Origin of the sequence: Oceanobacillus alkalisoli, assembly GCF_021556485.1 — a bacterium.
GTDB lineage: Bacteria > Bacillota > Bacilli > Bacillales > Amphibacillaceae > Oceanobacillus > Oceanobacillus alkalisoli.
This window is the reverse complement of sequence record NZ_JAKGBW010000003.1, coordinates 114,492-139,259: the sequence shown is the minus strand read 5'-3', so window position 1 is coordinate 139,259 and position 24,768 is coordinate 114,492. Positions and strand designations below refer to the sequence as shown.

Below are 24,768 nucleotides of genomic sequence, written 5' to 3'. Positions count from 1 at the left end.
AAGAGGATGTGAATGGTCATGGATCACCGCATACACCAAATACCGAAGCAAGCATTACATTTTCCTAAACCCATTCCGCCAAAGCAAAAGACACCGAATGTTTCTTTTAATGAAATTTTAACGGAACAGCAGAAGTTAAAAGTGAGCAAGCATGCGTCTGATCGAATCAAGGAAAGGAACATCGATATACCAGATGAGCTTTGGCAAACCATTGGAGAAAAAGTACAAGAAGCGAGGCAAAAGGGTATTACCGATTCATTAGTCGTATTAAATGATGCGACCCTATTAGTCAGTGCAAAGAATAATACCGTTGTAACTGCATTGAATCGGCAAGAAGCAGGAAACCGGATTTTTACGAATATTAATGGAACAATTTTAATTGATGAATAGGCTGGACCTCACAGGAAGCCTTAAAAGCTATCGACTGATTGACATAGCTTACTAAAACATAATAGATAATAAAGGAGAAATAAATTATGTTACGTTCAATGTATTCAGGTATTTCAGGTATGAAAAACTTTCAAACGAAACTAGATGTCATCGGGAATAACATCGCCAACGTCAGTACTCCGGGATTTAAAAAAGGCCGGGTTACATTTCAGGAAATGATGAGTCAGACAACGTCAGCCGCACAAGGTTCAACAGAGACTCGGGGCGGTAAGAATGCTTCCCAGGTTGGACTAGGCTCACAACAAGGAACAATTGATAATATCCACACACCTGGGTTCCGCCAAACGACAAATAATCCGCTGGACCTTTCCATTCAGGGAGATGGATATTTTGTCGTTGAATCGAATGATGAAGTTTTTTATACAAGAGCGGGAAACTTCTACTTAGATGATGAAGGATATATTGTCAATGCCGATGGCTACTATCTATTGGATACAACTACTGACGTTGTTAATGGGAATCTTGAAGAATCACGAATACACATTTCAGAAGACCAAAGCTTTAACATTTTACCAAACGGAACTGTGGAGATTATCGCTAGCGGTGAGGATGGAGAAGAGCAAGACCCTCAAGTTATCGCAATCGCTACGTTCTCTAATCCATCTGGCCTAGAGAAAGAAGGGGGCAACTTATACAGAGCGACAGGAAGTTCTGGAGAAGCTGTTATTGTAGCACCGCAATCAGCGGATAGCAGTGCGCAAATCATCAGCAACTCACTTGAGATGTCCAACGTTGACTTGGCAGAAGAATTCACAGAAATGATTTCCGCACAGCGTGGTTTCCAAGCGAACACAAGAATTATTACGACATCCGATGAGATTCTTCAAGAGCTTGTTAATCTAAAACGATAATAAGGAGGAGGGGGTGACTGGCGATGCGCTTCGTCACTCCCGCCAAATTTATGATTGAATTAAAGAAATTAAATGGTGAACTGTTCACTCTGAATGCAATTTTGATTGAGCAAGTCCAAGCGCTGCCAGATACGACAATTACCCTAATTAATGGCAAAAAGGTAATCGTCCAAAACACAGTAGCTGAAGTACTTCACGTAACAAAAATGTTTTACAAGGAAATTGGCTTGCAGCAAGTTTATAAACAAGTAGGTGACCAAAATGAGTAGATTAGTAAAGGTTATGATCACTTCTCTCGCAATTCTTTTAGTCGGGGCAATTTCCGTTTTGATTGTCGTATTGAATGTGGAAGGCGCAGAAGAAGAGTTATCAATTGATAAAGTCGTAAAGTATTCTTATGAGACAGAGGAAATCGTCACCGATCTGCAGGATGGAACTTTTGTCCGAATTCAATTCCGGATTTTAACAGATGGAAAAGAAGCCCATGAAGAAATTAGTTTACGAGATTTCCAATTAGTGAATATACTGATTAAAGAACTTGCATTGATGGACGAGGAAGCATTTAAAGAGGGATTAGGCGATCTGGAAGCAACGCTTAAAGACAGTTTAAATGAAGTGATGACAGAAGGTACGATTACCGATGTATACACAATCAATAAAATACTTCAGTAAAGGCTCCCCCCTAGAGGAGGTGTGGAATGAGATGGAAGAAATACTGTCGCAAAATGAGATTGATGTACTGCTTTCGGCAATTACATCAGGAGAAATGGATGCAGAAGAACTGAAAAAAGAAGAAGAAGAGAAAAGAATTCGAGTCTATGATTTCAAACGGGCATTACGATTTTCAAAAGACCAGATTCGCAGTATTTCCAGAATCCATGAAAACTATGCCCGAATGCTCACAACTTTTCTTTCTTCGCACTTACGAACCTATGTACATATTGCAGTAACCTCGGTCGATCAAGTACCATACGAAGAGTTTGTACGGTCCATCTCCTCGCTGACCGTATTAAATATATACAGTATGGCGCCATTAAAAGGAAGCTTGGTTATTGAAATCAATCCCAATGTAGCTTACGCGCTACTTGACCGAATCTTAGGCGGAAAAGGAACTTCCGTTTCCAAAACGGAAAGTTTAACCGAAATTGAAATTTTACTACTGAAACAAATTTTTGAAAAAGCGACTTATAATTTGAAAGATGCATGGTCTTCTTTAATTGAAGTCGAACCAGTTCTGGAGGAGTTTGAAGAAAATCCGCAATTCATCCAAATGGTGGCACCGAATGATACGGTTGTTGTCGTGTCAATGTCGGCTGCAATCGGAGAAACGACAGGCATGATTAATTTATGTATTCCGCATACATTGTTGGAGCCGATTATACCAAAGTTGTCTGATCATTATTGGATGGATCATACTGCAGCAGAACCAGATGAAGAAGCTTACCGGAAGTTGAGCAGTAACTTGCAAACTGCTGAAGTGGATGTTCAGGCAATTCTCGGTGAAACAACCATTTCGATTAATGAGTTTTTGAAATTGCAATTGAATGATGTTATAGCACTTGACCAGCAGATAGAAAATCCATTGTTGCTTACGGTGAACGAGGAACCGAAATTCTTTGTTCAAGCTGGTAAGCATAAGAGAAAGGCTGCGGTTCAAGTACTTGAAGAAATTAAAAAGGGGGTAAACACCCATGAATGACGGTATGTTATCTCAGGATGAAATTGATGCACTTCTTAGTATTGGTGAAGAAAAAAACAAAGCACAAGAACCTGATAATCAAGCTTACTTATCCGAAATGGAGATTGATACAATTGGTGAGATTGGGAACATTTCTTTCGGAAGTTCCGCTACAACGCTATCGACATTACTCAATCAGAAGGTGGAAATCACTACTCCCTCTGTAAGTATTATCGAAAATGAAGAGCTCGCAAAAGAATTCACTTTTCAGCCGGTCAGTATCCAAGTCGATTATACGAAAGGGTTCACTGGAAGAAATATCCTTGTCATCAAAGCGACAGATGCAGCTATTATTGCTGACATTATGCTTGGAGGAGACGGGAAAAATCCCGATGAAACCCTTCCGGAAATTTACATGAGTGCTGTTCAAGAGGCGATGAACCAAATGATGGGAACAGCGGCAACAAGCATGTCTTCTGTTTTTAATAAAAAAGTAGATATATCTCCGCCAGCAATCATTGAAGGATCAATTGAATCGGAAGCAAAAGAAATTTTTCAGGAAGATATTTATGTAAAAATATTTTTCCGACTTATTGTTGGTGACTTGATCGATTCAAATATGATGCAGCTTATTCCTTTAGGTTTTGCGAAAGAACTGGTGAATGATTTGCTATCAGGGGATGTCGAGAATGTAGAAGAAACATCACAGGCTGCCAAGGAAGCTGCTGCAACGAGCACACTTGAAGCTCCGCCGGAAAAGACGTTTACAGAGGCTGAACGAGCCGGGGAATCCGTCCAGGTACCGGGAATGCAAAGAGAACAAGCGCAATCCAATGCAGGTCAAGTTCAGCCGAATGAACCCCAGCATCTTGGACATACATTTGATCAACAACATGCAACAATTGAACAAGCTACGTTTTCAGCGTTTCAGCCTGCACCACTCACGCAAAATGAGCAGAATAATCTAGATATGTTGCTCGATATACCACTCAAAGTGACCGTGGAATTAGGGAAGACGAAGAAAACAATCAAAGATATTCTTGATTTATCACAAGGTTCGATTCTGGAATTAGATAAGCTTGCCGGAGAACCGGTTGATATATTAGTTAATGGAAAATTGATTGCAAAAGGCGAAGTCATCGTTATTGAAGAAAACTTCGGTGTAAGGGTAACGGATATTATCAGTCAGTCCGACCGAATCATGAAACTTAAATAAATTGTCGTAGGAGGATTAAGAAATGGCTAATAAAATTTTAATTGTGGATGATGCAGCATTTATGCGTATGATGATAAAGGATATTTTAACGAAAAATGGTTATGAAATTGCTGGAGAAGCTCAGGACGGTAGAGAAGCGGTTGAAAAATATAAGGAATTGCAGCCTGACCTTGTCACAATGGACATTACAATGCCAGAAATGGATGGGATTACTGCTTTGAAGGAAATTAAAGAAATAAACCCTGACGCCACTATCATTATGTGTTCAGCAATGGGACAACAGGCTATGGTGATAGATGCGATTCAGGCAGGCGCAAAAGACTTTATCGTAAAACCATTCCAGGCTGATCGTGTATTAGAAGCTATTCAAAAAGCATTGAGCTAAGCGCGGTATGGGTATGGAATCTATCGTTAGGTATGTCATTTTCGTTCCGGTCGTATTATTTATCTTATTTGGAAATGTTAATGTTTCACTGGCAGCACCAGGATATGTTGATGAATGCCTGGAAAATCCGGAACACTGTGAGGAATCACTGACAGAAGAAGATAACGGGGGTAATCCGGAACTGCTGCAACAAGAAGAACCTGAATCCTTATTCTTTCAGATCGTTCGACTTGTGTTTGCGTTATTGCTCGTAGTAGGACTGATTTATGTTTTTCTTTACTTTTTAAAAAGAAGAAATAAATTCGGGAATCGTATTAAAAACCTGGAAAATGTCGGAGGTATATCAGTTGGGCAGAATAAAACAGTGCAACTGATTCGATTAGGTGACAAGCTTTACCTAATTGGTGTCGCTGAAAATATCACCCTGCTGGAAGAAATTGAAGACCCGATATTAATGGAAAATATTATGAAAGCAAAAGAAGAACAAACGGAACTGGATGCAAGTAATATATTTTCTTCTATTTTGAAAAAGAATCGGAAAGAAGAAGAGAAAGAAAGTCAATTTAACCAACTGTTTAACCAAGAATTAAATCGTCTGCAAAGAAACCGAAAATCTATTATTGATAAACATAAGGAAGATAGAAATGAATGAATTTATAGAGATATTTTCCAGTTCAGATCCTACAAATATATCAACTTCTGTTCGTTTGATTTTGTTGCTGACGATTTTTTCGCTTGCACCTGGGATTTTAATTTTAATGACAAGCTTTACGAGAATTGTCATCGTGCTTTCATTTGTTCGTACATCCCTTGCAACACAGCAAATGCCGCCCAACCAGGTGTTAATTGGTTTAGCATTATTCCTGTCGTTCTTTATTATGGCGCCTACCTTCCAAGAAGTGTACGATGACGCGCTCGAACCATTATTCGCCGAGGAGATTACCTTGGATGAAGCTTATGAGAGTGCTAGTGTCCCAATGAAAGAATTCATGGCACAACATACGAGGCAAAAAGATCTAGCATTATTTTTAAATTATACGGAAGCTGAACCGCCTGAAACAGTGCAAGATATTCCGTTAACAACGTTGATCCCCGCCTTTGCAATCAGTGAGCTTAAAACCGCTTTTCAAATGGGGTTCATGATCTTTATTCCTTTCCTCGTAATTGATATGGCAGTTGCAAGTATTCTTATGTCAATGGGGATGATGATGCTTCCGCCGGTAATGATTTCACTCCCTTTTAAAATTCTTTTATTTGTTCTTGTTGATGGTTGGTATTTGGTTACCCATTCATTACTTACCGGGTTTTAGCGTGAATCTACTGGAGGAAGGTGTTCTATAATGACGAGCGAATTTGTTTTGGCCCTTGCTGAGCGCGGTATCTATACGATTTTACTTGTAGCAGGTCCACTGCTCATTTTAGCTCTTGCAGTCGGCTTATTAGTAAGTATTTTCCAGGCAACGACACAAATTCAAGAACAAACATTAGCTTTTATTCCAAAGATTGTTGCAGTCTTAATCGGACTCGTTTTCTTCGGACCATGGATGTTGCAGACGATGATGGAATTTGGTGCCGATATATTTCAAAATTTGAACATATTTGTAGGGTAAGCAATGCTCGAATTAATTGATTTAAACCAACTGCCAATCTTATTACTTGTTTTTGTTCGTTTGCTATCATTTTTTATCGTAATCCCATTATTTTCTTATCGGACGATTCCGATGCCTTTCCGCCTCGGATTCAGTTTCTTTTTAGCATTAATACTTTTCCAGACAATTGATTCATCCATTTTTGTGCTGGACCATACATATATTTTTCTCATTATGAAAGAGGCGCTTGTAGGATTACTGATCGGGCTGATTGCATTCATCATTGTTTCTGCATTGCAAGTTGCTGGAGGGTTTGTTGATTTCCAGATGGGCTTTGCAATCGCCAATGTCGTCGATCCGCAAACCGGGGCACAAAGTCCATTAACCGGACAATTCTTTTATATGATTGCTCTTTTGTTTCTACTTGCAGTGGATGGGCATCATTTGATTATAGATGGAATCTTTACAAGTTATCAATTCATGCCGATCGAAGCCTTTATTCCATTTCAGGATGGATCGATTGCAGAATTCGTCATTCAAACATTTAACTACATGTTTATTATTGCGTTTCAAATGGCAATTCCCATTGTCGGTACGTTATTTCTTGTCGATATTGCACTTGGGATTATTGCACGTACTGTCCCGCAATTGAATGTATTTGTTGTTGGTTTGCCGCTTAAGATTTTCGTTAGTTTTATGGCAATCTTAATTTTCCTTTCCCTCTTTATGACTGCAGTAGAGAATTTGTTTGGTACCATGCTTCAAACGATGCGGCAATTATTGGGGATTTTCGGAGGTGCTTAGCATGCGATTAATAATGGATTTGCAGTTTTTTGCTGGTGAAAAAACCGAAAAAGCAACCCCGAAAAAGCGCCAGGATGAACGAAGAAAAGGGCGGGTTGCAAAAAGTCAAGATATTAATACCGCTATATTACTTGCTCTTTGCTTTCTTGCTTTGTTCATTTTTGGTGGATTTATTCTTGAAACAATGTTGCTGTTCTTTATTCAGGCATTTACAAACTTCATCCATTGGGATGTGACGGTAGAATCTGTGGCCGCGGTACTGAACGGGGCAGCACTTGAAGCGGCAAAAATGCTTGCACCAATTATGTTGATTGCCGTGATTGCAGGATTTGCTTCCAACCTCATCCAAACAAGAGGTTTATTGTTTTCAACGGAACCGTTAAAGTTTGATTTGAAGCGAATTGACCCGATTCAAGGAGCGAAACGAATCTTTTCCATTCGAGCATTAGTCGAGCTTTTAAAATCCTTTTTAAAAATCACCTTTATTGGTGCAATTACCTTCACGGTGATTTGGATATATAAAGACGAAGTGCTGATGCTTCTGTTTACAAATGCAGAGAGTGCACTTGCGTTATTTGGAAGGGTTGCAATTATAATGGGGTTCTCAGCAACGGCAGCACTTCTTTTCTTAGCGATTCTCGATTATTTTTATCAAAGATTTGATTTTGAAAAGAACATGCGGATGTCGAAGCAGGATATCAAAGATGAGTATAAAAATATGGAAGGTGACCCGCTGATCAAATCGAAAATTAAAGAAAAGCAGCGGATGATGGCCGCAAGACGGATGATGGCAGAGGTGCCGGAAGCAGATGTTGTGATCACTAACCCTACCCATTTCGCAATTGCTTTAAAATATGATGAAGATAAGGCGAGTGCACCTTATGTGGTTGCTAAAGGTGTGGACCATACCGCACGAAGGATTAGAGAAATTGCCACGCAACATGATATAGCAACTGTAGAAGACAAGCCCCTAGCCAGGTCGCTTTATAGCATCGTTGAAATTGGGGAAGCAATACCGGAAGATTTCTATCAGGCAGTGGCGGAAATATTAGCCTATGTGTATCAAATGGATAATAAAGCGAGATCTTGAGGAGAGACACTGAATGAAGGTAAGAGATTTATCTGTACTAATTGGAGTTATATTAATTATTATGATGCTCGTCATTCCGCTTCCGGGTGGCATTTTAAGCGTACTTATTCTTGTTAATATTATAATATCCTTAATCGTAATTCTTGTCGCGATGAACACAACGGAAGTACTTCAGTTCTCTGTTTTCCCGACCCTTCTTCTATTGGTTACATTATTTAGGTTAGGTTTAAACGTCTCGACAACAAGAGCAATCCTTTCTGAAGGTGATGCGGGCGGTGTCGTTGAAACATTCGGATCGTTCGTTATTGGGGGTAACCCGCTTGTTGGATTTGTCGTCTTTATTATTCTCGTAATTATTAACTTCTTAGTCATTACAAAGGGTTCGGAACGGGTAGCAGAAGTAGCAGCTAGATTCTCGCTGGATTCCATGCCAGGTAAGCAAATGAGTGTCGATGCAGACCTGAATGCAGGACTAATTACAGAACAAGAATCAAAAGAACGCCGAAAGAAAATCGAAAAGGAAGCAGATTTTCACGGTTCAATGGACGGTGCCAGTAAATTTGTAAAAGGTGATGCGATTGCTGGGATCATCATTGTTATTATCAATATCGTAGTTGGGATTATTATCGGTATGCTTCAGATGGGATTATCCTTAAATGAATCGGTTGGATTGTTTACTAGTCTAACAGTAGGTGATGGATTAGTTACTCAGATTCCAGCACTTCTAATGTCGACGGCAACTGGAATTGTCGTTACTCGAGCAAGTGATGGGGAGAATCTGAGTACAGATGTTGTAAAACAAATCACCCAATATCCTAAACTTTTATACGTGGCCGCAGGAACGGTATTTCTGCTTGGTTTAACACCTATCAATTTTTTCCTGACGACAGGCCTTGCAGGTCTATTATTTTTCACCGGCTATATGATGGACCGAAGACCCGACATACCGGATGAACCGGATGAAGAAGAATTGGATGAAGCAGAGAGTGCGAAATTGCATACACCGGAAAATGTTGTAAATTTAATTAATCTTGATCCGATTGAATTCGAGTTCGGGTATGCGCTGATCCCACTTGCCGATGCGAATCAAGGTGGGGATTTACTGGAAAGAGTAATTATGATTCGACGGCAATTGGCAATTGAACTTGGGATGGTTATCCCGGTTGTACGAATCAGAGACAATATTCAGCTGAATCCGAATGAATATCGCTTGAAGATCAAAGGTAATGAAGTGGCAAAAGGTGAATTGATGCTCGATCATTACTTAGCAATGGCACCGGATATGGATGATGACGGAATTGAAGGAATTGATACATTGGAACCAGCCTTTGGTTTACCTGCGAAATGGATTACTGAAGAATATAAAGATGAAGCGGAACTTTCTGGTTATACAGTCGTTGACCCGCCATCTGTCGTTTCTACTCATATTACAGAAGTAATTAAACAGCATGCACATATCTTACTTGGCAGAGAGGAAACGAAACAGCTTATCGACCACTTGAAGGAATCGAATCCCCTGCTTGTCGAAGAAGTTAGTCCTGAGCCACTTGCAATTGGAGATATTCAAAAAGTATTGGCAAAACTGCTGCGAGAAAATGTATCCATTCGTAATTTACCGGTGATTTTTGAAACACTGGCTGACTTTTCTAAGATGACGAATGACACAGAATTACTGGCAGAATATGTTAGACAATCATTATCACCTCAATTAACAACACAGTATACGAATCCCGACCGCAGTCTTACTGTCCTTACCGTATCAGGGAAAGTGGAGAAGCTGCTGGCAGAAAGTATTCAGCATACTGAACATGGGAATTATTTATCACTTGACCCAGATAAACAACAAGAAGTGATTACAACGATTCATCAGGAAGTGGAGAAGTTAACGCTTCAAGAAGATACTGCGATTGTTTTATGCTCACCTGCAATTAGAATGTATTTAAAGCAACTGCTTGATCGCTTCTTGCCGCAGGTTGTTGTCCTTTCCTATAACGAATTAGAGCCGGATGTTCAAGTACAAAGTGTAGGGGTGGTGAATATTGCGTGAAGATTAAAAAATATATAGCCAATACAATGCCAGAGGCAATGCATGAAGTGAGGAAAGAGTTCGGCCCGGAAGCAGTTATTCTTCGATCGAAAGAAATTAAACAAAGAGGTTTCCTTGGTCTTTTTCAAAAGAAGAAAATTGAAGTCATCGCAGCGCATGATCCAGAGCCACTTGAACGTGATACAAAGCTTGCGGTCAATCAGGAATTTACATCGAAACAAACGAATAAACCTCAAGCTCGTCAGCAAACAACAGATCCAATACTTAAAGAAATTCAAAGTTTAAAGAAGTTGATGGAACTGGAAGCGTCAAAAAATGCTGACGATCTTCCGGCAGTTTATCAGCTTGCTCTTCAGCAGCTTCTTGACCAAGAAGTGGAGAATCGGCTCGCCGAAGAAATCATTCGAGAAACAATCGCTCTGCTGGATGATGGAGAAAATGAAGTAACGGAAGCGGATATCTTAATGGCAATGAAACGAGTGATTCATAGTGAGCTGAATACATTGCCCTCCCGCGGTATTACGGGTGAACGGCAAATCGTTCAATTTGTCGGTCCTACTGGAGTCGGTAAGACAACAACGATTGCTAAAATTGCGGCCGGGCTTATTCTTCAAGAGAAAAAGAAGGTTGCATTCATTACAACAGATACATATCGGATTGCTGCGGTAGAACAATTAAAAACCTATGCTCGAATTCTAAATATACCACTGGAAGTCGCTTACCATGTCGAAGATTATAAACAGGCAATTGAAAGGTTTACCGATTACGACGTTATTCTTGTCGATACAGCAGGAAGGAATTTCCGTACTAAAACGTATGTTAACCAACTCAAAGAAATGATGGACGATGTACCGCCCATTGCAACTTATCTTGTATTGGCGCTTACTGCTAAATCAAAGGATGTACAGGAAGTATTTGACCAATTTCATGACATACCACTTACTGAAGTGATTTTTACGAAAATAGACGAAACAACACAATATGGGACAATTCTATCTATTGCTTTAAATAATCGGATTGGGATCGCCTATTTAACAAACGGACAGGATGTTCCGGATGATTTAATAAAACCTGATGCCACTTTCATTAGTGATCTGATTGTGGGGAAAGCCGATGACTGATCAAGCGAATAGTCTAAGAAGGAAGATGAAGACACCACATCCAACGCGTGGGGCGAGGACGATTGCTTTCATTAGTGGTAAAGGTGGTGTGGGCAAGTCTAATATTTCACTCAACTTCTCACTCGAGTTGATACGTCGCAATAAAAAGGTGGTTCTCTTTGATCTCGATGTGGGTATGGGTAATATAAACATCCTACTCGGTCTACAGCCTAAAAATACAATTGTAGACTTATTCAATGAACAGTTATCAATCATTGAAACGATTGAAAAGGGTCCAGAAGGCTTGGCTTATATTGCAGGCGGGACTGGCCTTAGTCGATTTTTAGAAATGAAGCAGGCGGATAAGGATTTTTTTTATGAACAGTTTGAACTGCTGACAGAGATGTATGATTATATTATTTTCGATATGGGTGCCGGCATAACAGAGACGAGTCTATTTTTTATTTTGGCTGCAGACGAATGTATGGTAGTTACGACAGGAGAACCAACTGCAATAACGGATGCCTATAGTATGATTAAGCAGATTACGAGTAATGGAGGAACGATGCCAATCCATCTTATTTTAAACCGGGCTAGATCACAAGGCGAATCAACTACGCTCAAGCAACTTCAGAAAGTAATTAGACAGTTTCTTCAAATTGAAGTATATCCATTAGGTCTCATACCCGAAGATAAGCATGTCGTTCAAGCAGTTATCCGGCAAATTCCATATTCTATCTTTAATGAAAAAGCCCCGGCCGCTCGATCAATTAAACAAATTACGGAAAGCTACCTGCACAATGAAACAGATATTACATTAACAGATAAGCCGGCTTTTCTTAAAAAAATAAAAAATCTGCTAAGAGGTAAACTTTAATGGAAAAAGTTCGTGTACTTGTTGTAGACGATTCTGCTTTTATGCGGAAGATGATCACAGACATATTAGAAAGTGATGAGCGTATTAAAGTAATTGGCACAGCAAGAAACGGAAGCGATGGTATTGAAAAAATCAAAAGGTTTCAGCCGGATGTTGTCACAATGGATATTACGATGCCAGTTCTTGATGGAATCTCAGCACTAAGGGAAATTATGACTACCATGCCTTTACCTGTCATTATGCTATCGAGTAAATCAGGAAGAGGGACGGACCATACGTTGAAGGCGATAGAGAATGGAGCCGTTGACTTCATCATGAAACCTTCTGGAGCGATTTCGTTGAACATCGAAACGATCCAGAAAGAAATCATTTCTAAAGTAATCGCTGCAAAGGATGCAATGATTTCAGCTCGTCGTCCGGTTAAGGAACAAGCATTCCGAACCTTTCCTCAATCCTCCATGCCGACAAGACGAACAGCTAAAGATAATTCCCTTATTGCAATAGGCACATCTACAGGCGGTCCGAGAGCGCTGCAACAGGTCATCACAGATTTACCCGAAGACTTTCAAACACCGATACTGATTGTACAACATATGCCGCCATATTTTACAAAATCACTTGCGGAACGCTTAAATAAATTGACAAAACTTCATGTGAAAGAAGCGATGGATGGCGATTGTTTACAAGCACGCTCTATTTATATCGCTCCCGGTGACTTTCATATGGTTGTTGAAGAGCATGGGACGGAATATAGGATAAAACTTACGAAATCCCCGCCAGTGAATAATCATCGTCCGTCTGTCGATTCCCTATTCCATTCGATTGCAATGCTTGAAAATGTGAATAAAACAGCAGTTATCCTAACTGGAATGGGAAGTGATGGTTCAGACGGTATCCGTCAAATTAAAAAAGTAGATAAGCGAGCTTTTGTCATCGCTGAATCAATAGAAAGCACCGTCATTTACGGAATGCCTAAAGCTGCTTATGAAACGGGATTAGTCGATCAGGTACTGCCATTACATCAAATAGGACATTTTCTCGGAAAATTAACATAAACCCTTAAACCTGTATGCAACAGGGTTAAAGAAGGAGATGGAAACATGGAGCATTCTATAGGAAATCATTTAAAAGTCATTGTCTTTCAGTTGCACAACGAGGAATATGCATTACCAGTTGAATACATCGGTGCGATTGAAAGAATTCATCCAATTACACGTATTCCTCGCGCTGAGGAATTCGTAAAAGGTGTTATTAACTTACGAGGTGTCATTATCCCGATTATTGATTTACGCTTGCGTTTCGGAATGCCTGAAACGGAACTGTCGGAAGAGAATCGTATCATTATTGTGAATAAGAATGGACTTGAAGTCGGCTTAATTGTTGACACAGCAAGTGATGTCATCGATCTGGAAATGGATAAAATGGAACCGAAACCGGAAGTTGTCGGCTCTGTAGCGGCCAATTATATTGACGGTGTGATCAAAGTTGAAGACAGATTGCTTATCTTGCTTGATCTCGAGAAAATTCTTCTTTCGGAGCAGCATGTTCAAGTGATGAAAGAAGAAGGACAGAGGCCTTATGAAATATAAAAGTTTATCTTCTTTCCAATTCGATGTATTACGAGAGGTGGGAAATATTGGAGCTGGAAATGCTGTTACAGCATTATCCCAATTATTAAACCTTAAAATCGAAATGGCCATCCCTTCTGTTAATGTTGTTTCTTTTGATGAAATGATGGAATTGATTGGCGGACCAGAGAAAAAAGTTGTCGCTATATTATTTCGCATCTATGGTGAGGCACCAAGTAACGTCTTTTTTGTTTTATCCGTCGAAGAAGCTGAGTTACTGATCCGCACGATGACAAATAACCCGACATATGAATTCAAAGAGAATATAAGCAAAGATTCGCTGGAGTTTTCAGTACTAGAGGAAGTTGGTAATATTGTTACCGGATCTTATATTTCGGCATTGTCCGATTTTACGCATTTACATTTACAGCCCTCCGTTCCCCATTTGGGAATTGATATGGCAGCAGCAGTTCTGACATATGGCCTAATCGATATCTCTCAAGCTTCGGACTATGCGATTGTTATTGATTCAAAAGTAAATAGTCAGGGAACAAGCGATGTATTGGAGGGAAATTTTTTCCTGTTGCCAAACCCTGGGTCTTTACAAATTATATTCAGCGCGTTAGGAATACAAGAAAATGAATAAAGTAGGAACAGTTGTCAGAGTTGGGATTGCCGATCTGAATACGGTTCGTACACCAGATAGGATTCGAACATTGGGACTTGGCTCTTGTGTAGGGATTGTCATTTATGATGAAATGAAACAAATTGCTGGGCTGGCACATATTTTATTACCTGATTCAACCGTGACGAGGCAAAAAACGGTCAATACATATAAATATGCGGATACTGCTATTCCATATTTAGTCCAAAGGTTATTGCAAATGGGGGCGAGACATTCTGCGCTAAAGGCCAAAATAGCCGGTGGGGCAGAAATGTTCAAGTTCGATTCCGGATCCGATTTATTACGGATTGGTCCGCGGAATATCGAAGCAACGCTAACAGAGTTGGAAAAGTTAAAAATCCCTGTTATTGCTAAAGATGTTGGAGGAAATATCGGAAGAACGATTGAATTTAATCCTGCAACAAGCGAATTAAACATTAGAAAAGTGAATAGAGAAGAAATCGTCATGTAAGGAGAACCATGAACGGATGTTTAGAAGGAGGGAGTGGAGTACCATGAATTCAGGAATGTCATCGGAAGAACAACAGCTTTGGAAGCAGTGGAATACGCAACAGCATCATGACGTTTTAAATGAAATCATTGCATATTATATGTATCTTGTAGATTATCATTCGGAGCGGATTTCCAGTCACTTGCCGAACAATGTGAGTAAAGATGATATAAGAAGTTTTGGTCTCCTCGGCTTGTATGATGCCGTTACGAAATTCGAATCGAAACGAAATCTCAAATTTGACACCTATGCCTCCTTCCGAATTAAGGGAGCAATCATGGACGGACTTCGTAAGGAAGATTGGCTGCCTCGTTCGTTAAGAGAGAAGACGAAAAGAATTGAGCGTACAGCGGAACAATTGGAGCAGCAACTACAACGAACACCTACCTCTAAAGAAATCGGCAAGCAGCTTGATCTGTCAGAAGACGAAGTAGAATCCATTGTAAAAGATTCCTTGTTCGCGAATGTGCTTTCAATTGAAGAAAAGTCGAGAACGAATGATGAATTTAATGAAGGAATTGGTTATACGATTCCAGATGAAAACGCTGCAACACCTGAAGATGAAATTTATCAAGAAGAATTGAAGCAGGATTTATTGGATGGAATCAAGGGGCTAAATGAAAGGGAACAGCTTGTAATCGATCTTTTTTATCATCAAGAATTAACCTTTACTGAAATTGGACAAACATTAAACCTGACAACATCTAGAATTTCACAGATCCATAAAAAAGCGATTTTTACATTAAGAAATGTATTAACAAAGATCGTTGAATAACTTGGTTGTCAGTTTTTGGGGGAATTGGCTTGGAAAGAATAAATAAATATTTTCGGATACGGTTAAAAGCCAACCATATGATTGCGGAAGTACATTGCACTGATGATTTTCATGATTTAGAGGGAAAAATGCGTATCGATATGACAATTTGGAAGCAGTATTTAACCGAAAACAAAGTTGTTTACGGTATCCAGTACCAAGCACTTTCTCAATTAGCAGAGGACCCTTCTACCGTTGAATATCCGATTGTTATTGCAAAAGGCTTACATCCGGAAAAGGGAAAGGATGGTAAATTTGCTTTCTTAGTCGATTTTAAACAGGATATGAAAAAAGATGAGGAGTGGAATTTCCGGGAAGTGATGACAATCCCTTCTGTAAATAAAGGTCAAAAACTTGCTAAACTTGTTTATCCCGAAGAGGGGACAGACGGTAAAAACGTGATGGGGAATGTGGTTAAAGCTCCACAAGGTAAAGCCATTGCTATCCTCCGCGGGAAAAATGTTGTGTTCAACGAAGCGGACAATTGTTATTATGCTACGGAGAATGGGCAGTTGAGCTATTCGGGAAGGAAAATAGAAGTTTTCCCAGAATATCATGTTAATGAGACGTTGACGATGAAAACTGGAAACCTTAACTTTGTCGGATCGATTATTATCCACGGGGATGTTCCGACTGGATTTACTGTTAAAGCTGACGGTGATATTAAGATTTTCGGAATGGTCGAAGCTGCAACACTCATTGCCGGGGGATCAATTTACATTTCAGAGGGGATTGCTGGACAAGAGAAGGGATGCTTGAAAGCGCAGGGAAATATACAACTTGGTTACATTAATCAGGCGAAGATTTTCACCGGCAATGATTTGTATGTGGAAAATTCTATTCTTCATAGTGAATGTGTTGTACACGGACATGTCTTCTCCCAAAAAGGGAATATTATTGGCGGAACACTATCAGCTGGGAAAACAATTGAAGTGAAGGATATCGGGACGAAACTCAATACGAAAACTGAAATTATACTTGGAGTTAATAAAGCAATGGCAGACAAGGAACAAGCTTTAAAGAAAAAACAGAAAGAACAGGAAGAGATGCTAAGAAAGTTAAAATTGCTTGGAGAGAAACTCGCAACCCAAAGTGATCATAACGCTAAGGTACGAATCGCTAAACTCCGTCAGAAACATTCCATGGAAATGGTGAAAAATGAACTTCATGAGATCCAAGAGGAGCTGGGCGAGATGAATGCAGAGATGGGAGATCTCCGCGACACTCAATTGGTTGTAAGAAACTTCATTTATCAAAATGTCACGGTTACATTCGGGAAATATAAACGGGTGATGAACACCGATTATCATTATGTACAATTCAACTTGTTCCACAATGAAATTGCGCTTCAGCAATTGTTTTAGGGGAACAATAAGTTCGTATCTGTAAGCAGGCTAGATGTGGAAAGGATCGGTGAAAGGGATGGGGCTGAAATCGATTGAAATGCAAGTAGCACTACCACGAACACAGGATGCCGGAAAAGTTCAAGAACAGATGCAGAAACAAGGAGAACAACTTCAAGGAGCATTACTTCAATCCCAACTGGAAAAAGAAAAAATAAAACGTACACAAGTCCAGCAATCGGAGAAATCGAGTAAGCTAAAGAAGAAGGAAGAATCCGGTGAAGTCGAAAAAGAAGAAACAAAGGCAAAAGAACTACAAGAACATACGCAGATAAAGGAGCATCCTTACCTCGGTAAACGAATCGATTATAGCGGATAAGGAGTACTGTCATGGTTTCATTATTAATGATCAGTTTTATTTTACATTTAATTACACTTGCAGCAATCTTTCAGTTGCTAAAGAAAGTTCAGCAAATGGAAAATATGTCTAATTCTAATGAACTCACAGCAGCATTAGAACGTTCCTTAGAAGAAATCAAGGCGGAAAACGACCGATTGCAAACTTTAATGACGAATCAAAAACAAGTCAAGAAGGATGACCAAGATAACACAATCGATGAGCCTGCCGACGAAAAAGTACCTACCAATGAAACGCAGCCAGTTGAGAAAGAAGATGTAGATCATCTGATTGGTGATGCACCGGGTTATAAAGTGGAAGCATCTTTAGAATCCCGAGTCATGCAACTTTATGCAAAAGGTCTTACAATTGAAGAAATCGCTAAGACCCTTGATTGTGGTAAAACGGAAGCAGAGTTGATTACTCGTTTATACAATAAATAAAAAACTTGCTTACTCTATCTAGTTATGGTATATTAATCTTTGGTGTAAAACTCTTGTCGAATTAAGACAAGTAATAACACACGTCCCGGGATTTGCTTATGAGGTGCCAGATTGCCAATGGTCTATGAGCAGAAAGGAACGGGGCGGAGGAAAACTAACCAATAGGAGGAATTTAAAATGGCAGCAATTTCAATGAAACAATTACTTGAAGCTGGTGTACATTTCGGTCACCAGACACGCCGTTGGAACCCGAAAATGAAGAAATATATCTTCACGGAACGTAACGGTATTTACATCATCGACCTGCAAAAGACTGTGAAAAAGGTTGAAGAAGCTTATAACTACGTAAGAGAATTGGCGGCAAATGGCGGTACACTTCTTTTCGTAGGTACAAAAAAACAAGCACAGGACTCTGTTCGTGATGAAGCACTCCGCTCCGGCATGTTCTATGTGAACCAGCGCTGGTTAGGTGGAACGCTAACGAACTTCCAAACAATCCGTAAACGTATCGAGCGTTTGAAAGAAATTGAAAGAATGGAAGAAGACGGTACATTTGAAGTGCTTCCTAAGAAAGAAGTAGGAGAGCTTCTAAAAGAAAGAGATCGTCTTGTTAAATTCCTAGGTGGAATCAAAGATATGAAGAAGCTTCCAGATGCAATGTTCGTTATTGATCCACGTAAAGAACGAATTGCAATTGCTGAAGCTCATAAATTGAATATTCCGATCATCGGTATTGTCGATACAAACTGTGATCCGGATGAAATTGACTATGTAATCCCAGCTAACGATGATGCAATCCGTGCTGTTAAATTATTGACTTCAAAAATGGCTGATGCTATTTTAGAAGGGAAACAAGGTGAAGAAACAGCAGAAGTGGAAGCTCCAGTTGAAGAAACAGCTGAAGAAAATAAAGCTGAAACAGAAGCTGAAGCTGAAGCAACTGCAGAAGCCTCAACTCAAGAATAATTTTCTAAAAAAGTGAGGGTGATAAGAGGATAATTACCTTTTATCACCTTTTTTTAAAGAAGGAAATACGGAATCTTTAAAGGAGGATTTTTACAAATGGCAATTACAGCTAAATTGGTTAAAGAATTACGTGAAAAAACTGGTGCAGGTATGATGGACTGTAAGAAAGCACTTGAAGCAACAGATGGTGACATTGATAAAGCAATCGATTTCTTACGTGAAAAAGGGATGGCTTCCGCTGCTAAGAAAGCAGACCGAATTGCTGCAGAAGGACTTACTCACGTTGAAATTGATGGCAACACTGCAGTTTTACTTGAAGTAAACTGTGAAACAGACTTCGCATCAAAGAACGATCAGTTTAAAGAGTTATTAGTTAAAATTGGTAAAGGACTTCTAGCTAACAAACCAGAAACGGTTGAAGCTGCACTAGAAGGAACGGTCGAAGGCGAGAAATTAGAAGCACTTATTAACAATGCAATTTCTACAATCGGTGAGAAAATCTCTTTACGCCGTTTCACTATTTTCGAAAAAACAGATAACGATGCATTCGGTTCTTACTTGCATATGGGCGGAACAATCGGTGTTGTAACTGTTCTTGAAGGAACAACCGATGAAGAAGTTGCCAAAGACGTGGCAATGCACGCAGCAGCAATTAACCCTCGCTATGTAAATCGTGAAGATGTGGCAGAGGACGAAGTAAATCGCGAACGTGAAGTTCTAAAACAACAAGCGCTTAACGAAGGTAAACCAGCCAATATTGTTGAAAAAATGGTTGAAGGCCGTCTTGGCAAATTCTTTGAACAAATCGTTCTTGTTGAACAAGCATTTGTTAAAGATCCTGATGTTAAAGTGAAGAAATTTGTAGCAGACAAAGGTGCAAGCGTGAAGACATTCGTACGCTATGAAGTAGGCGAAGGAATGGAAAAACGTGAAGAAAACTTTGCTGAAGAAGTAATGAGCCAAATTAAAAAGTAAGCTAAATGTAAAATAGGGAACGTAAATGTTCCCTATTTTACCATGGTTGCATACAAATGAATAAATGAAGAAAAAACATATCATAATAATATAATTGTGATGGAGGTTATTATGACAACAGCAAAGTACCAGAGAATTGTATTAAAATTAAGTGGAGAAGCATTGAGTGGGGATCAAGGCAGTGGTATTGATCCAAAAGTCATTCACTCCATTGCAGGCCAAGTAAAAGAGGTTGCAGACCTTGGAGTAGAAGTCGCAATCGTTGTTGGCGGAGGAAACATCTGGAGAGGTAAGGTCGGTAGTGAAATGGGTATGGACCGTGCATCGGCTGACTACATGGGTATGCTGGCAACCGTTATGAATTCATTAGCATTACAAGATGGACTGGAAATGATTGGAATTCCAACAAGAGTTCAGACATCCATTGAAATGCGCCAAGTTGCTGAACCGTACATAAGAAGAAAAGCAATTCGCCACTTGGAGAAGAAGCGTGTTGTCATTTTTGCCGCCGGTACAGGAAACCCTTATTTTTCAACCGATACGACTGCAGCATTAAGAGCCGCAGAAATTGAAGCAGAAGTAATTTTAATGGCAAAAAATAATGTTGATGGCGTTTATTCGGATGACCCGCTAGTAAATAAAGATGCTGTCAAATATGATAATTTATCTTATTTGGATATGATTAATGAAGGTCTTGGAGTAATGGATTCCACGGCTTCATCACTCTGTATGGATAATAACATTCCATTAATTGTCTTTTCGATAACGGAAGAAGGTAATATTAAACGCGTTGTTGAAGGCGAGACAATTGGAACAACAATAAGGGGGAAATAAATGATGGCAAATTCTGTGTTAAATGAAATGAAAGAAAAAATGGAACTTGCAGTACAAGCATTTACGCGAAACTTAGCTACTGTTCGAGCAGGAAGAGCAAACCCTAACCTGTTAGACAGTGTTTTTGTCGATTACTATGGTGCAGCAACACCTCTTAATCAGCTTGCATCAGTTGGTGCGCCTGAAGCGCGTTTACTAGTCGTAACACCTTATGACAAGACAGCTTTAGGAGACATTGAAAAAGGCATTCAGAAAGCAAATCTCGGACTTTCTCCATCTAATGATGGAAATGTAATCCGCATCAGCATTCCTGCATTAACAGAAGAACGACGGAAAGAGCTTGTGAAGGTTGTCGGTAAATTTGCGGAAGAATCTCGTGTTCAGGTGCGAAATATTCGCCGTGAAGCTAATGATCAATTGAAAGCTTTGGAAAAGGATTCAGGGATTACAGAAGATGAATTACGTAAATTCCAGGATGATGTTCAAAAAGAAACAGACCAATTCATTACCAAGATTGAACAGCTTGTAAAAGATAAAGAAAATGAAATTATGGAAGTATAATATATAGTTCACACTTTATTATTACTGCTTAAACGTGTAAAATCAATGTAGCCCTCTTTCTATAAGGGGGCTTTTGTATTTTTACTGGAATATCGTTATAATGTAATTTGTAACACTTAGTGACAAATGAATGGGTTATAACTAATGATCTCAACTTTAGCATTTAAAAATCAAATGCACTTCCTGTTGCTTTCATTCAGCTTAAGTATTTGCGCATTCTCTTGGATAGATTTCCAATCGCCGTTCAGTTGCCCGGTGGACGGATGCGCATCCTAGGGCACGGGCTGAGCGAGGAAGCTTGCCGGCCGCTCAGCAGGTGCGAGAGGTGTCTGGACTGCGGACCTCCAGTAGAAGTTTCGGAGTTTGACACACACTTACGCTGAATGAAAGTGATTTACATCTTTATTATTATTTTATGAGATGTTTTGTTGCTTTAGAGTATGAAAGTTGAGTAATGAAGGACATGCTGCAAGCATATAGATGAAAGTGATATATTCTGCAGATGGAATAGGAAGTCAGAAATTCGGAGGACCTAAGATGTCTATGAAAATACCGTTTATTAAAAACAAAGAAACTGATGACAAGCTCATCAACTTATCAGAGAATATACCCAACCATGTAGCAATCATTATGGATGGAAACGGACGCTGGGCAGAAAGCCGTCGTTTACCAAGAATTTCAGGACATAAGGAAGGCGTAAAAGCAGTGATGAAAGTGGTTCGGGCTGCTAATCAAGCAAATGTGAAGATATTGACTTTGTACGCTTTTTCTACGGAAAATTGGAATCGTCCAAAATCGGAAATTGATTTTTTAATGAAACTGCCAAAAGAGTTCTTGCATATTTATCTTCCAGAGTTAATGACCAACAATGTTAGAATCGAAACAATCGGCAATTTTGATGCACTTCCAGCACATACTCAAAAAACGGTTCAATACGCCATGAATAAAACAAAAGAAAACGATGGATTATTACTTAATTTTGCTTTGAACTATGGTAGCAGATATGAAATTATGCATGCAATCAAACAGATTATGCATGATGTGGATGGAAATAAAGTTTCCATTCAATCATTGAACGAAGAAGTGTTTTCAAAATACCTTTATACAAATGGTTTGTCTGACCCTGACTTACTCATCCGTACAAGTGGTGAGAAGCGGCTCAGCAACTTCTTGCTTTGGCAGCTTGCATATAGTGAATTTTGGTTTACGGATGTTCTTTGGCCGGATATGGACGAGAATACATTTAATCAAGCGATACAAGATTATCAAAAGAGGAAACGACGTTACGGAGGTATTTAAGGTGATGAAAATTATATGAAGCAACGAATTATAACAGCAATTCTAGGATTAATCGTATTCCTTCCGTTTGTAATTATCGGTGACTTGCCGTTTATCTTGTTCATCTACTTACTTGCGACAATCGGTTTGATGGAATTGTTGCGAATGAGAGAAATACCTCTTGTTTCCATTCCGGGGTTAATAGGAACGATTGGAATATGGCTTGTGTTACTACCGGATAAATCGACTCTGTTTTCCAACGGATTTTTCTCAATAACCGATGTGTTTACTGTAATTATTCTATTTTTACTCGCTTATACTGTATTAGTCAGGAATAAATTTACATTTGATGCAGCTGGATTTGTTATCCTCGCTGCATTGTATGTAGGAATTGGGTTTTATTTCTTGATTGAAACAAGACTTGGCGCGAGCGGATTCAGCAATATTCTGTTTGCCTTTTTCATCATATGGGCAACGGATACGGGAGCATATTTTGTTGGGAAATCATTTGGAAACCGCAAATTATGGCCGGATATTAGCCCAAATAAAACAGTGGAAGGCGCAATCGGAGGAATTATCACTGCATGCGTTGTTGCGGTAATTTTCCACCTTGTCCATCCATTCCCACACTCGATGCTAATCGTTATTGTTGTAACTATTTTTGCTTCGATGGTAGGACAAGTAGGGGATTTAGTGGAATCTGCATTTAAGCGCCATTACGGAGTAAAAGATTCCGGTAAAATATTACCTGGTCACGGCGGTATTCTAGACCGTTTTGACAGTCTGCTTTTTGTTTTACCATTCTTGCATATCATCCAGTTTATTTAAACAGCCGGCCAATCGTGTTCTCTGTTGTACAAATAGGGGAAAAAGAATAAACTTAGCTAAATAGATTGAGGTAAGTAAAGATTTCAGATTGAAAGAGGTGCTTCATTTGACTACAGTTATCGCCTTTATATTTATGTTCGGCCTGCTCGTTTTTATTCATGAATGGGGTCATTTAATCTTTGCAAAACGCGCTGGCATGTTAGCTAGAGAATTTGCAATCGGTTTTGGTCCAAAAGTGTTTTCTTTTACAAGAAATGAAACACTGTATACCATTCGTCTTATTCCAGCAGGCGGGTACGTGCGTGTTGCAGGTGAAGACCCGGAAATAATTGAATTGAAACCTGGACATCATATTGGTCTTGATTTTAATAAAGATAATAAAGTAGATAAGATTATTGTCAATAATAAAGACAAGCATCCGAATGCACGGATTATTGAAGTGGAGCGCGTCGATCTTGATCATGATTTAATTATTGAGGGTTATGAATTGGATGATGAAGATACGAAATTGACGTTCCACGTTGATGAAAAGGCGTTTTTCATTATGGATGAGAGAGAGACGCAAATCGCTCCCTATGATCGACAATTTGCTTCGAAAAGTCCTGCTCAGCGGGCAATGCAATTATTTGCAGGTCCGATGATGAACTTTGTGCTGGCAATTGTCATATTCATTATTTTAGGTATCATTCAAGGAACGCCGGTTGAGGAAGCGAAGATGGGAGAAATCGTTGACGATTCTCCAGCTGCAGAAGTTGGGATGGTCGAGGGAGATGAAGTAACCCGGATTAATGATACCCCAATTTCAACTTGGGAGGAGTTCACTTCGATTGTTCGGGAAAACCCGGCTAGTGAACTGCAATTAACCTTTGTACGTGAGGGTCAAAAAGAACAAGTTATGGTTACACCCAATGAAATCGAAACTGTTGATGAAAAAGGAGAGCCGATTCAAATTGGACAAATCGGTGTCTTTCCCGCTTATGAAAAATCAGTTCTTGGTACACTGACCTATGGCTTTGAGCGAACGTACGAAACGACAAAGCTCATTCTTACTAACCTAATGATGTTAGTTACAGGTCAAGTATCCATCGAATTATTGTCAGGGCCAGTCGGGATATATGATGCAACAGACCAGATTGTTCAAACCGGATTCTGGAATTTCCTGCTCTGGACAGCAATGCTCAGTGTAAACTTAGGTGTCATCAACCTTGTTCCATTACCAGCCCTTGACGGTGGCAGGCTCTTATTTGTGGGAATTGAACTCTTACGTGGCAAACCAGTTCCACCTGAAAAAGAAGGACTTTTCCATTTCGTCGGATTCGCATTACTCATGCTACTCATGATCGTAGTAACTTGGAACGACATCCAACGACTATTCCTGTAAACCAACGACTCTTCCCAGCTCCGCAGCCCCCACGGAAAGCGAGAGGTATCGGGACCGCGGACCCCGGATAGAATTGTATCTTTTCAAATCGTTTAATCTTAAATAGTTCAAATTACGA

At 39.6% G+C, this 24,768-nt stretch carries 30 protein-coding genes; all 30 read left to right on the top strand.

The window, feature by feature from the left end; genetic code table 11:
* Positions 1–18: 18 nt before the first annotated feature.
* The 30 genes from LZD48_RS04600 to rseP all read left to right on the top strand — a co-directional run bounded on the left by LZD48_RS04600 (position 19) and on the right by rseP (position 24,650).
* Positions 19–390 carry a TIGR02530 family flagellar biosynthesis protein gene (locus tag LZD48_RS04600; RefSeq protein WP_235761561.1) on the top strand — a complete coding sequence of 124 codons (372 nt, stop codon included), beginning with the start codon at positions 19–21 and terminating at the stop codon, positions 388–390.
* 86 nt (positions 391–476) lie between these two features.
* On the top strand, positions 477–1,301 hold the full coding sequence (flgG, locus tag LZD48_RS04595) for a flagellar basal body rod protein FlgG (RefSeq protein ID WP_235761560.1): 825 nt from the start codon (positions 477–479) through the stop codon (positions 1,299–1,301).
* A gap of 23 nt (positions 1,302–1,324) precedes the next feature.
* Positions 1,325–1,570 carry a flagellar FlbD family protein gene (locus LZD48_RS04590; RefSeq protein ID WP_310739774.1) on the top strand — a complete coding sequence of 82 codons (246 nt, stop codon included), beginning with the start codon at positions 1,325–1,327 and terminating at the stop codon, positions 1,568–1,570.
* Positions 1,563–1,973 (top strand): flagellar basal body-associated FliL family protein, encoded by a 411-nt coding sequence (locus tag LZD48_RS04585; RefSeq protein WP_235761559.1) that lies wholly within the window; start codon positions 1,563–1,565, stop codon positions 1,971–1,973. The genes LZD48_RS04590 and LZD48_RS04585 overlap by 8 nt, the downstream gene beginning before the upstream one ends.
* A gap of 31 nt (positions 1,974–2,004) precedes the next feature.
* Positions 2,005–3,000, top strand: coding sequence for a flagellar motor switch protein FliM (gene fliM, locus LZD48_RS04580; RefSeq protein WP_235761558.1), 996 nt, complete (start codon positions 2,005–2,007; stop codon positions 2,998–3,000).
* The gene (gene fliY / locus LZD48_RS04575) at positions 2,993–4,195 is read left to right on the top strand and encodes a flagellar motor switch phosphatase FliY (RefSeq protein WP_235761557.1); all 1,203 of its coding nucleotides are present in this window, start codon (positions 2,993–2,995) and stop codon (positions 4,193–4,195) included. Before fliM ends, fliY begins: the two co-directional genes overlap by 8 nt.
* A gap of 22 nt (positions 4,196–4,217) precedes the next feature.
* Positions 4,218–4,580, top strand: coding sequence for a response regulator (locus LZD48_RS04570; RefSeq protein ID WP_235761556.1), 363 nt, complete (start codon positions 4,218–4,220; stop codon positions 4,578–4,580).
* Positions 4,581–4,593: 13 nt separating this feature from the next.
* Positions 4,594–5,232, top strand: coding sequence for a flagellar biosynthetic protein FliO (locus LZD48_RS04565; protein ID WP_235761555.1), 639 nt, complete (start codon positions 4,594–4,596; stop codon positions 5,230–5,232).
* On the top strand, positions 5,225–5,890 hold the full coding sequence (fliP, locus tag LZD48_RS04560) for a flagellar type III secretion system pore protein FliP (RefSeq protein ID WP_235761554.1): 666 nt from the start codon (positions 5,225–5,227) through the stop codon (positions 5,888–5,890). The genes LZD48_RS04565 and fliP overlap by 8 nt, the downstream gene beginning before the upstream one ends.
* Positions 5,891–5,920: 30 nt before the next feature.
* Positions 5,921–6,190, top strand: a complete 270-nt coding sequence (gene fliQ / locus LZD48_RS04555; RefSeq protein WP_235761553.1) for a flagellar biosynthesis protein FliQ — start codon at positions 5,921–5,923, stop codon at positions 6,188–6,190.
* 3 nt (positions 6,191–6,193) lie between these two features.
* On the top strand, positions 6,194–6,973 hold the full coding sequence (gene fliR / locus LZD48_RS04550; protein ID WP_235761552.1) for a flagellar biosynthetic protein FliR: 780 nt from the start codon (positions 6,194–6,196) through the stop codon (positions 6,971–6,973).
* 1 nt (position 6,974) lies between these two features.
* A complete protein-coding gene (flhB, locus tag LZD48_RS04545; protein ID WP_235761551.1) occupies positions 6,975–8,063 on the top strand; it encodes a flagellar biosynthesis protein FlhB in 1,089 nt (362 codons plus the stop codon).
* A 13-nt stretch (positions 8,064–8,076) separates the two neighbouring features.
* On the top strand, positions 8,077–10,110 hold the full coding sequence (gene flhA / locus LZD48_RS04540) for a flagellar biosynthesis protein FlhA (RefSeq protein WP_235761550.1): 2,034 nt from the start codon (positions 8,077–8,079) through the stop codon (positions 10,108–10,110).
* On the top strand, positions 10,107–11,231 hold the full coding sequence (gene flhF, locus LZD48_RS04535; protein ID WP_235761549.1) for a flagellar biosynthesis GTPase FlhF: 1,125 nt from the start codon (positions 10,107–10,109) through the stop codon (positions 11,229–11,231). The genes flhA and flhF overlap by 4 nt, the downstream gene beginning before the upstream one ends.
* Positions 11,224–12,087 (top strand): MinD/ParA family protein, encoded by an 864-nt coding sequence (locus LZD48_RS04530; protein WP_235761548.1) that lies wholly within the window; start codon positions 11,224–11,226, stop codon positions 12,085–12,087. The genes flhF and LZD48_RS04530 overlap by 8 nt, the downstream gene beginning before the upstream one ends.
* The gene (locus LZD48_RS04525; RefSeq protein WP_235761547.1) at positions 12,087–13,142 is read left to right on the top strand and encodes a protein-glutamate methylesterase/protein-glutamine glutaminase; all 1,056 of its coding nucleotides are present in this window, start codon (positions 12,087–12,089) and stop codon (positions 13,140–13,142) included. Before LZD48_RS04530 ends, LZD48_RS04525 begins: the two co-directional genes overlap by 1 nt.
* 45 nt (positions 13,143–13,187) lie before the next feature.
* On the top strand, positions 13,188–13,676 hold the full coding sequence (locus LZD48_RS04520; protein ID WP_235761546.1) for a chemotaxis protein CheW: 489 nt from the start codon (positions 13,188–13,190) through the stop codon (positions 13,674–13,676).
* Positions 13,666–14,301: a chemotaxis protein CheC gene (locus LZD48_RS04515; protein ID WP_235761545.1), complete on the top strand. Its 636-nt coding sequence runs from the start codon at positions 13,666–13,668 to the stop codon at positions 14,299–14,301. The genes LZD48_RS04520 and LZD48_RS04515 overlap by 11 nt, the downstream gene beginning before the upstream one ends.
* Positions 14,294–14,791 (top strand): chemotaxis protein CheD, encoded by a 498-nt coding sequence (locus tag LZD48_RS04510; RefSeq protein ID WP_235761544.1) that lies wholly within the window; start codon positions 14,294–14,296, stop codon positions 14,789–14,791. The genes LZD48_RS04515 and LZD48_RS04510 overlap by 8 nt, the downstream gene beginning before the upstream one ends.
* A gap of 43 nt (positions 14,792–14,834) precedes the next feature.
* Complete coding sequence (locus tag LZD48_RS04505; RefSeq protein ID WP_235761543.1) at positions 14,835–15,605, top strand: FliA/WhiG family RNA polymerase sigma factor; 771 nt, start codon at positions 14,835–14,837, stop codon at positions 15,603–15,605.
* Positions 15,606–15,634: 29 nt separating this feature from the next.
* Positions 15,635–17,008 carry a flagellar assembly protein A gene (locus tag LZD48_RS04500; RefSeq protein WP_235761542.1) on the top strand — a complete coding sequence of 458 codons (1,374 nt, stop codon included), beginning with the start codon at positions 15,635–15,637 and terminating at the stop codon, positions 17,006–17,008.
* Between the two features lie 34 nt (positions 17,009–17,042).
* On the top strand, positions 17,043–17,366 hold the full coding sequence (locus tag LZD48_RS04495; RefSeq protein WP_235761541.1) for a hypothetical protein: 324 nt from the start codon (positions 17,043–17,045) through the stop codon (positions 17,364–17,366).
* Between the two features lie 11 nt (positions 17,367–17,377).
* A complete protein-coding gene (locus tag LZD48_RS04490) occupies positions 17,378–17,827 on the top strand; it encodes a DUF2802 domain-containing protein (RefSeq protein WP_235761540.1) in 450 nt (149 codons plus the stop codon).
* 177 nt (positions 17,828–18,004) lie between these two features.
* Positions 18,005–18,793, top strand: a complete 789-nt coding sequence (gene rpsB, locus LZD48_RS04485) for a 30S ribosomal protein S2 (RefSeq protein ID WP_235761539.1) — start codon at positions 18,005–18,007, stop codon at positions 18,791–18,793.
* Between the two features lie 96 nt (positions 18,794–18,889).
* Positions 18,890–19,768 carry a translation elongation factor Ts gene (gene tsf / locus LZD48_RS04480; protein WP_235761538.1) on the top strand — a complete coding sequence of 293 codons (879 nt, stop codon included), beginning with the start codon at positions 18,890–18,892 and terminating at the stop codon, positions 19,766–19,768.
* Between the two features lie 111 nt (positions 19,769–19,879).
* Positions 19,880–20,602 carry a UMP kinase gene (gene pyrH, locus LZD48_RS04475; protein WP_235761537.1) on the top strand — a complete coding sequence of 241 codons (723 nt, stop codon included), beginning with the start codon at positions 19,880–19,882 and terminating at the stop codon, positions 20,600–20,602.
* Positions 20,603–20,605: 3 nt separating this feature from the next.
* Positions 20,606–21,163, top strand: coding sequence for a ribosome recycling factor (gene frr, locus LZD48_RS04470; RefSeq protein WP_235761700.1), 558 nt, complete (start codon positions 20,606–20,608; stop codon positions 21,161–21,163).
* 537 nt (positions 21,164–21,700) lie between these two features.
* Positions 21,701–22,462 (top strand): undecaprenyl pyrophosphate synthase, encoded by a 762-nt coding sequence (gene uppS / locus LZD48_RS04465; protein WP_235761536.1) that lies wholly within the window; start codon positions 21,701–21,703, stop codon positions 22,460–22,462.
* Between the two features lie 15 nt (positions 22,463–22,477).
* Positions 22,478–23,269, top strand: coding sequence for a phosphatidate cytidylyltransferase (locus LZD48_RS04460; protein ID WP_235761535.1), 792 nt, complete (start codon positions 22,478–22,480; stop codon positions 23,267–23,269).
* A 106-nt stretch (positions 23,270–23,375) separates the two neighbouring features.
* Positions 23,376–24,650: an RIP metalloprotease RseP gene (gene rseP, locus LZD48_RS04455; protein WP_235761534.1), complete on the top strand. Its 1,275-nt coding sequence runs from the start codon at positions 23,376–23,378 to the stop codon at positions 24,648–24,650.
* Positions 24,651–24,768: the final 118 nt, after the last annotated feature.

Excerpts from the sequence above, each read along its gene's own strand:
- LZD48_RS04495 (WP_235761541.1), top strand. The coding sequence starts at position 17,043 with ATGTGGAAAGGATCGGTGAAAGGGATGGGGCTGAAATCGATTGAAATG.
- LZD48_RS04590 (WP_310739774.1), top strand. The coding sequence starts at position 1,325 with ATGCGCTTCGTCACTCCCGCCAAATTTATGATTGAATTAAAGAAATTA.
- LZD48_RS04570 (WP_235761556.1), top strand. The coding sequence starts at position 4,218 with ATGGCTAATAAAATTTTAATTGTGGATGATGCAGCATTTATGCGTATG.
- tsf (WP_235761538.1), top strand. The coding sequence starts at position 18,890 with ATGGCAATTACAGCTAAATTGGTTAAAGAATTACGTGAAAAAACTGGT.
- LZD48_RS04510 (WP_235761544.1), top strand. The coding sequence starts at position 14,294 with ATGAATAAAGTAGGAACAGTTGTCAGAGTTGGGATTGCCGATCTGAAT.
- flhA (WP_235761550.1), top strand. The coding sequence starts at position 8,077 with ATGAAGGTAAGAGATTTATCTGTACTAATTGGAGTTATATTAATTATT.
- LZD48_RS04585 (WP_235761559.1), top strand. The coding sequence starts at position 1,563 with ATGAGTAGATTAGTAAAGGTTATGATCACTTCTCTCGCAATTCTTTTA.
- LZD48_RS04515 (WP_235761545.1), top strand. The coding sequence starts at position 13,666 with ATGAAATATAAAAGTTTATCTTCTTTCCAATTCGATGTATTACGAGAG.
- fliP (WP_235761554.1), top strand. The coding sequence starts at position 5,225 with ATGAATGAATTTATAGAGATATTTTCCAGTTCAGATCCTACAAATATA.
- LZD48_RS04600 (WP_235761561.1), top strand. The coding sequence starts at position 19 with ATGGATCACCGCATACACCAAATACCGAAGCAAGCATTACATTTTCCT.
- LZD48_RS04490 (WP_235761540.1), top strand. The coding sequence starts at position 17,378 with ATGGTTTCATTATTAATGATCAGTTTTATTTTACATTTAATTACACTT.
- LZD48_RS04505 (WP_235761543.1), top strand. The coding sequence starts at position 14,835 with ATGAATTCAGGAATGTCATCGGAAGAACAACAGCTTTGGAAGCAGTGG.
- fliM (WP_235761558.1), top strand. The coding sequence starts at position 2,005 with ATGGAAGAAATACTGTCGCAAAATGAGATTGATGTACTGCTTTCGGCA.
- rpsB (WP_235761539.1), top strand. The coding sequence starts at position 18,005 with ATGGCAGCAATTTCAATGAAACAATTACTTGAAGCTGGTGTACATTTC.
- LZD48_RS04520 (WP_235761546.1), top strand. The coding sequence starts at position 13,188 with ATGGAGCATTCTATAGGAAATCATTTAAAAGTCATTGTCTTTCAGTTG.
- LZD48_RS04460 (WP_235761535.1), top strand. The coding sequence starts at position 22,478 with ATGAAGCAACGAATTATAACAGCAATTCTAGGATTAATCGTATTCCTT.
- frr (WP_235761700.1), top strand. The coding sequence starts at position 20,606 with ATGGCAAATTCTGTGTTAAATGAAATGAAAGAAAAAATGGAACTTGCA.
- flgG (WP_235761560.1), top strand. The coding sequence starts at position 477 with ATGTTACGTTCAATGTATTCAGGTATTTCAGGTATGAAAAACTTTCAA.
- fliR (WP_235761552.1), top strand. The coding sequence starts at position 6,194 with ATGCTCGAATTAATTGATTTAAACCAACTGCCAATCTTATTACTTGTT.
- fliY (WP_235761557.1), top strand. The coding sequence starts at position 2,993 with ATGAATGACGGTATGTTATCTCAGGATGAAATTGATGCACTTCTTAGT.
- LZD48_RS04530 (WP_235761548.1), top strand. The coding sequence starts at position 11,224 with ATGACTGATCAAGCGAATAGTCTAAGAAGGAAGATGAAGACACCACAT.
- flhB (WP_235761551.1), top strand. The coding sequence starts at position 6,975 with ATGCGATTAATAATGGATTTGCAGTTTTTTGCTGGTGAAAAAACCGAA.
- LZD48_RS04565 (WP_235761555.1), top strand. The coding sequence starts at position 4,594 with ATGGAATCTATCGTTAGGTATGTCATTTTCGTTCCGGTCGTATTATTT.
- uppS (WP_235761536.1), top strand. The coding sequence starts at position 21,701 with ATGTCTATGAAAATACCGTTTATTAAAAACAAAGAAACTGATGACAAG.
- pyrH (WP_235761537.1), top strand. The coding sequence starts at position 19,880 with ATGACAACAGCAAAGTACCAGAGAATTGTATTAAAATTAAGTGGAGAA.
- LZD48_RS04525 (WP_235761547.1), top strand. The coding sequence starts at position 12,087 with ATGGAAAAAGTTCGTGTACTTGTTGTAGACGATTCTGCTTTTATGCGG.
- fliQ (WP_235761553.1), top strand. The coding sequence starts at position 5,921 with ATGACGAGCGAATTTGTTTTGGCCCTTGCTGAGCGCGGTATCTATACG.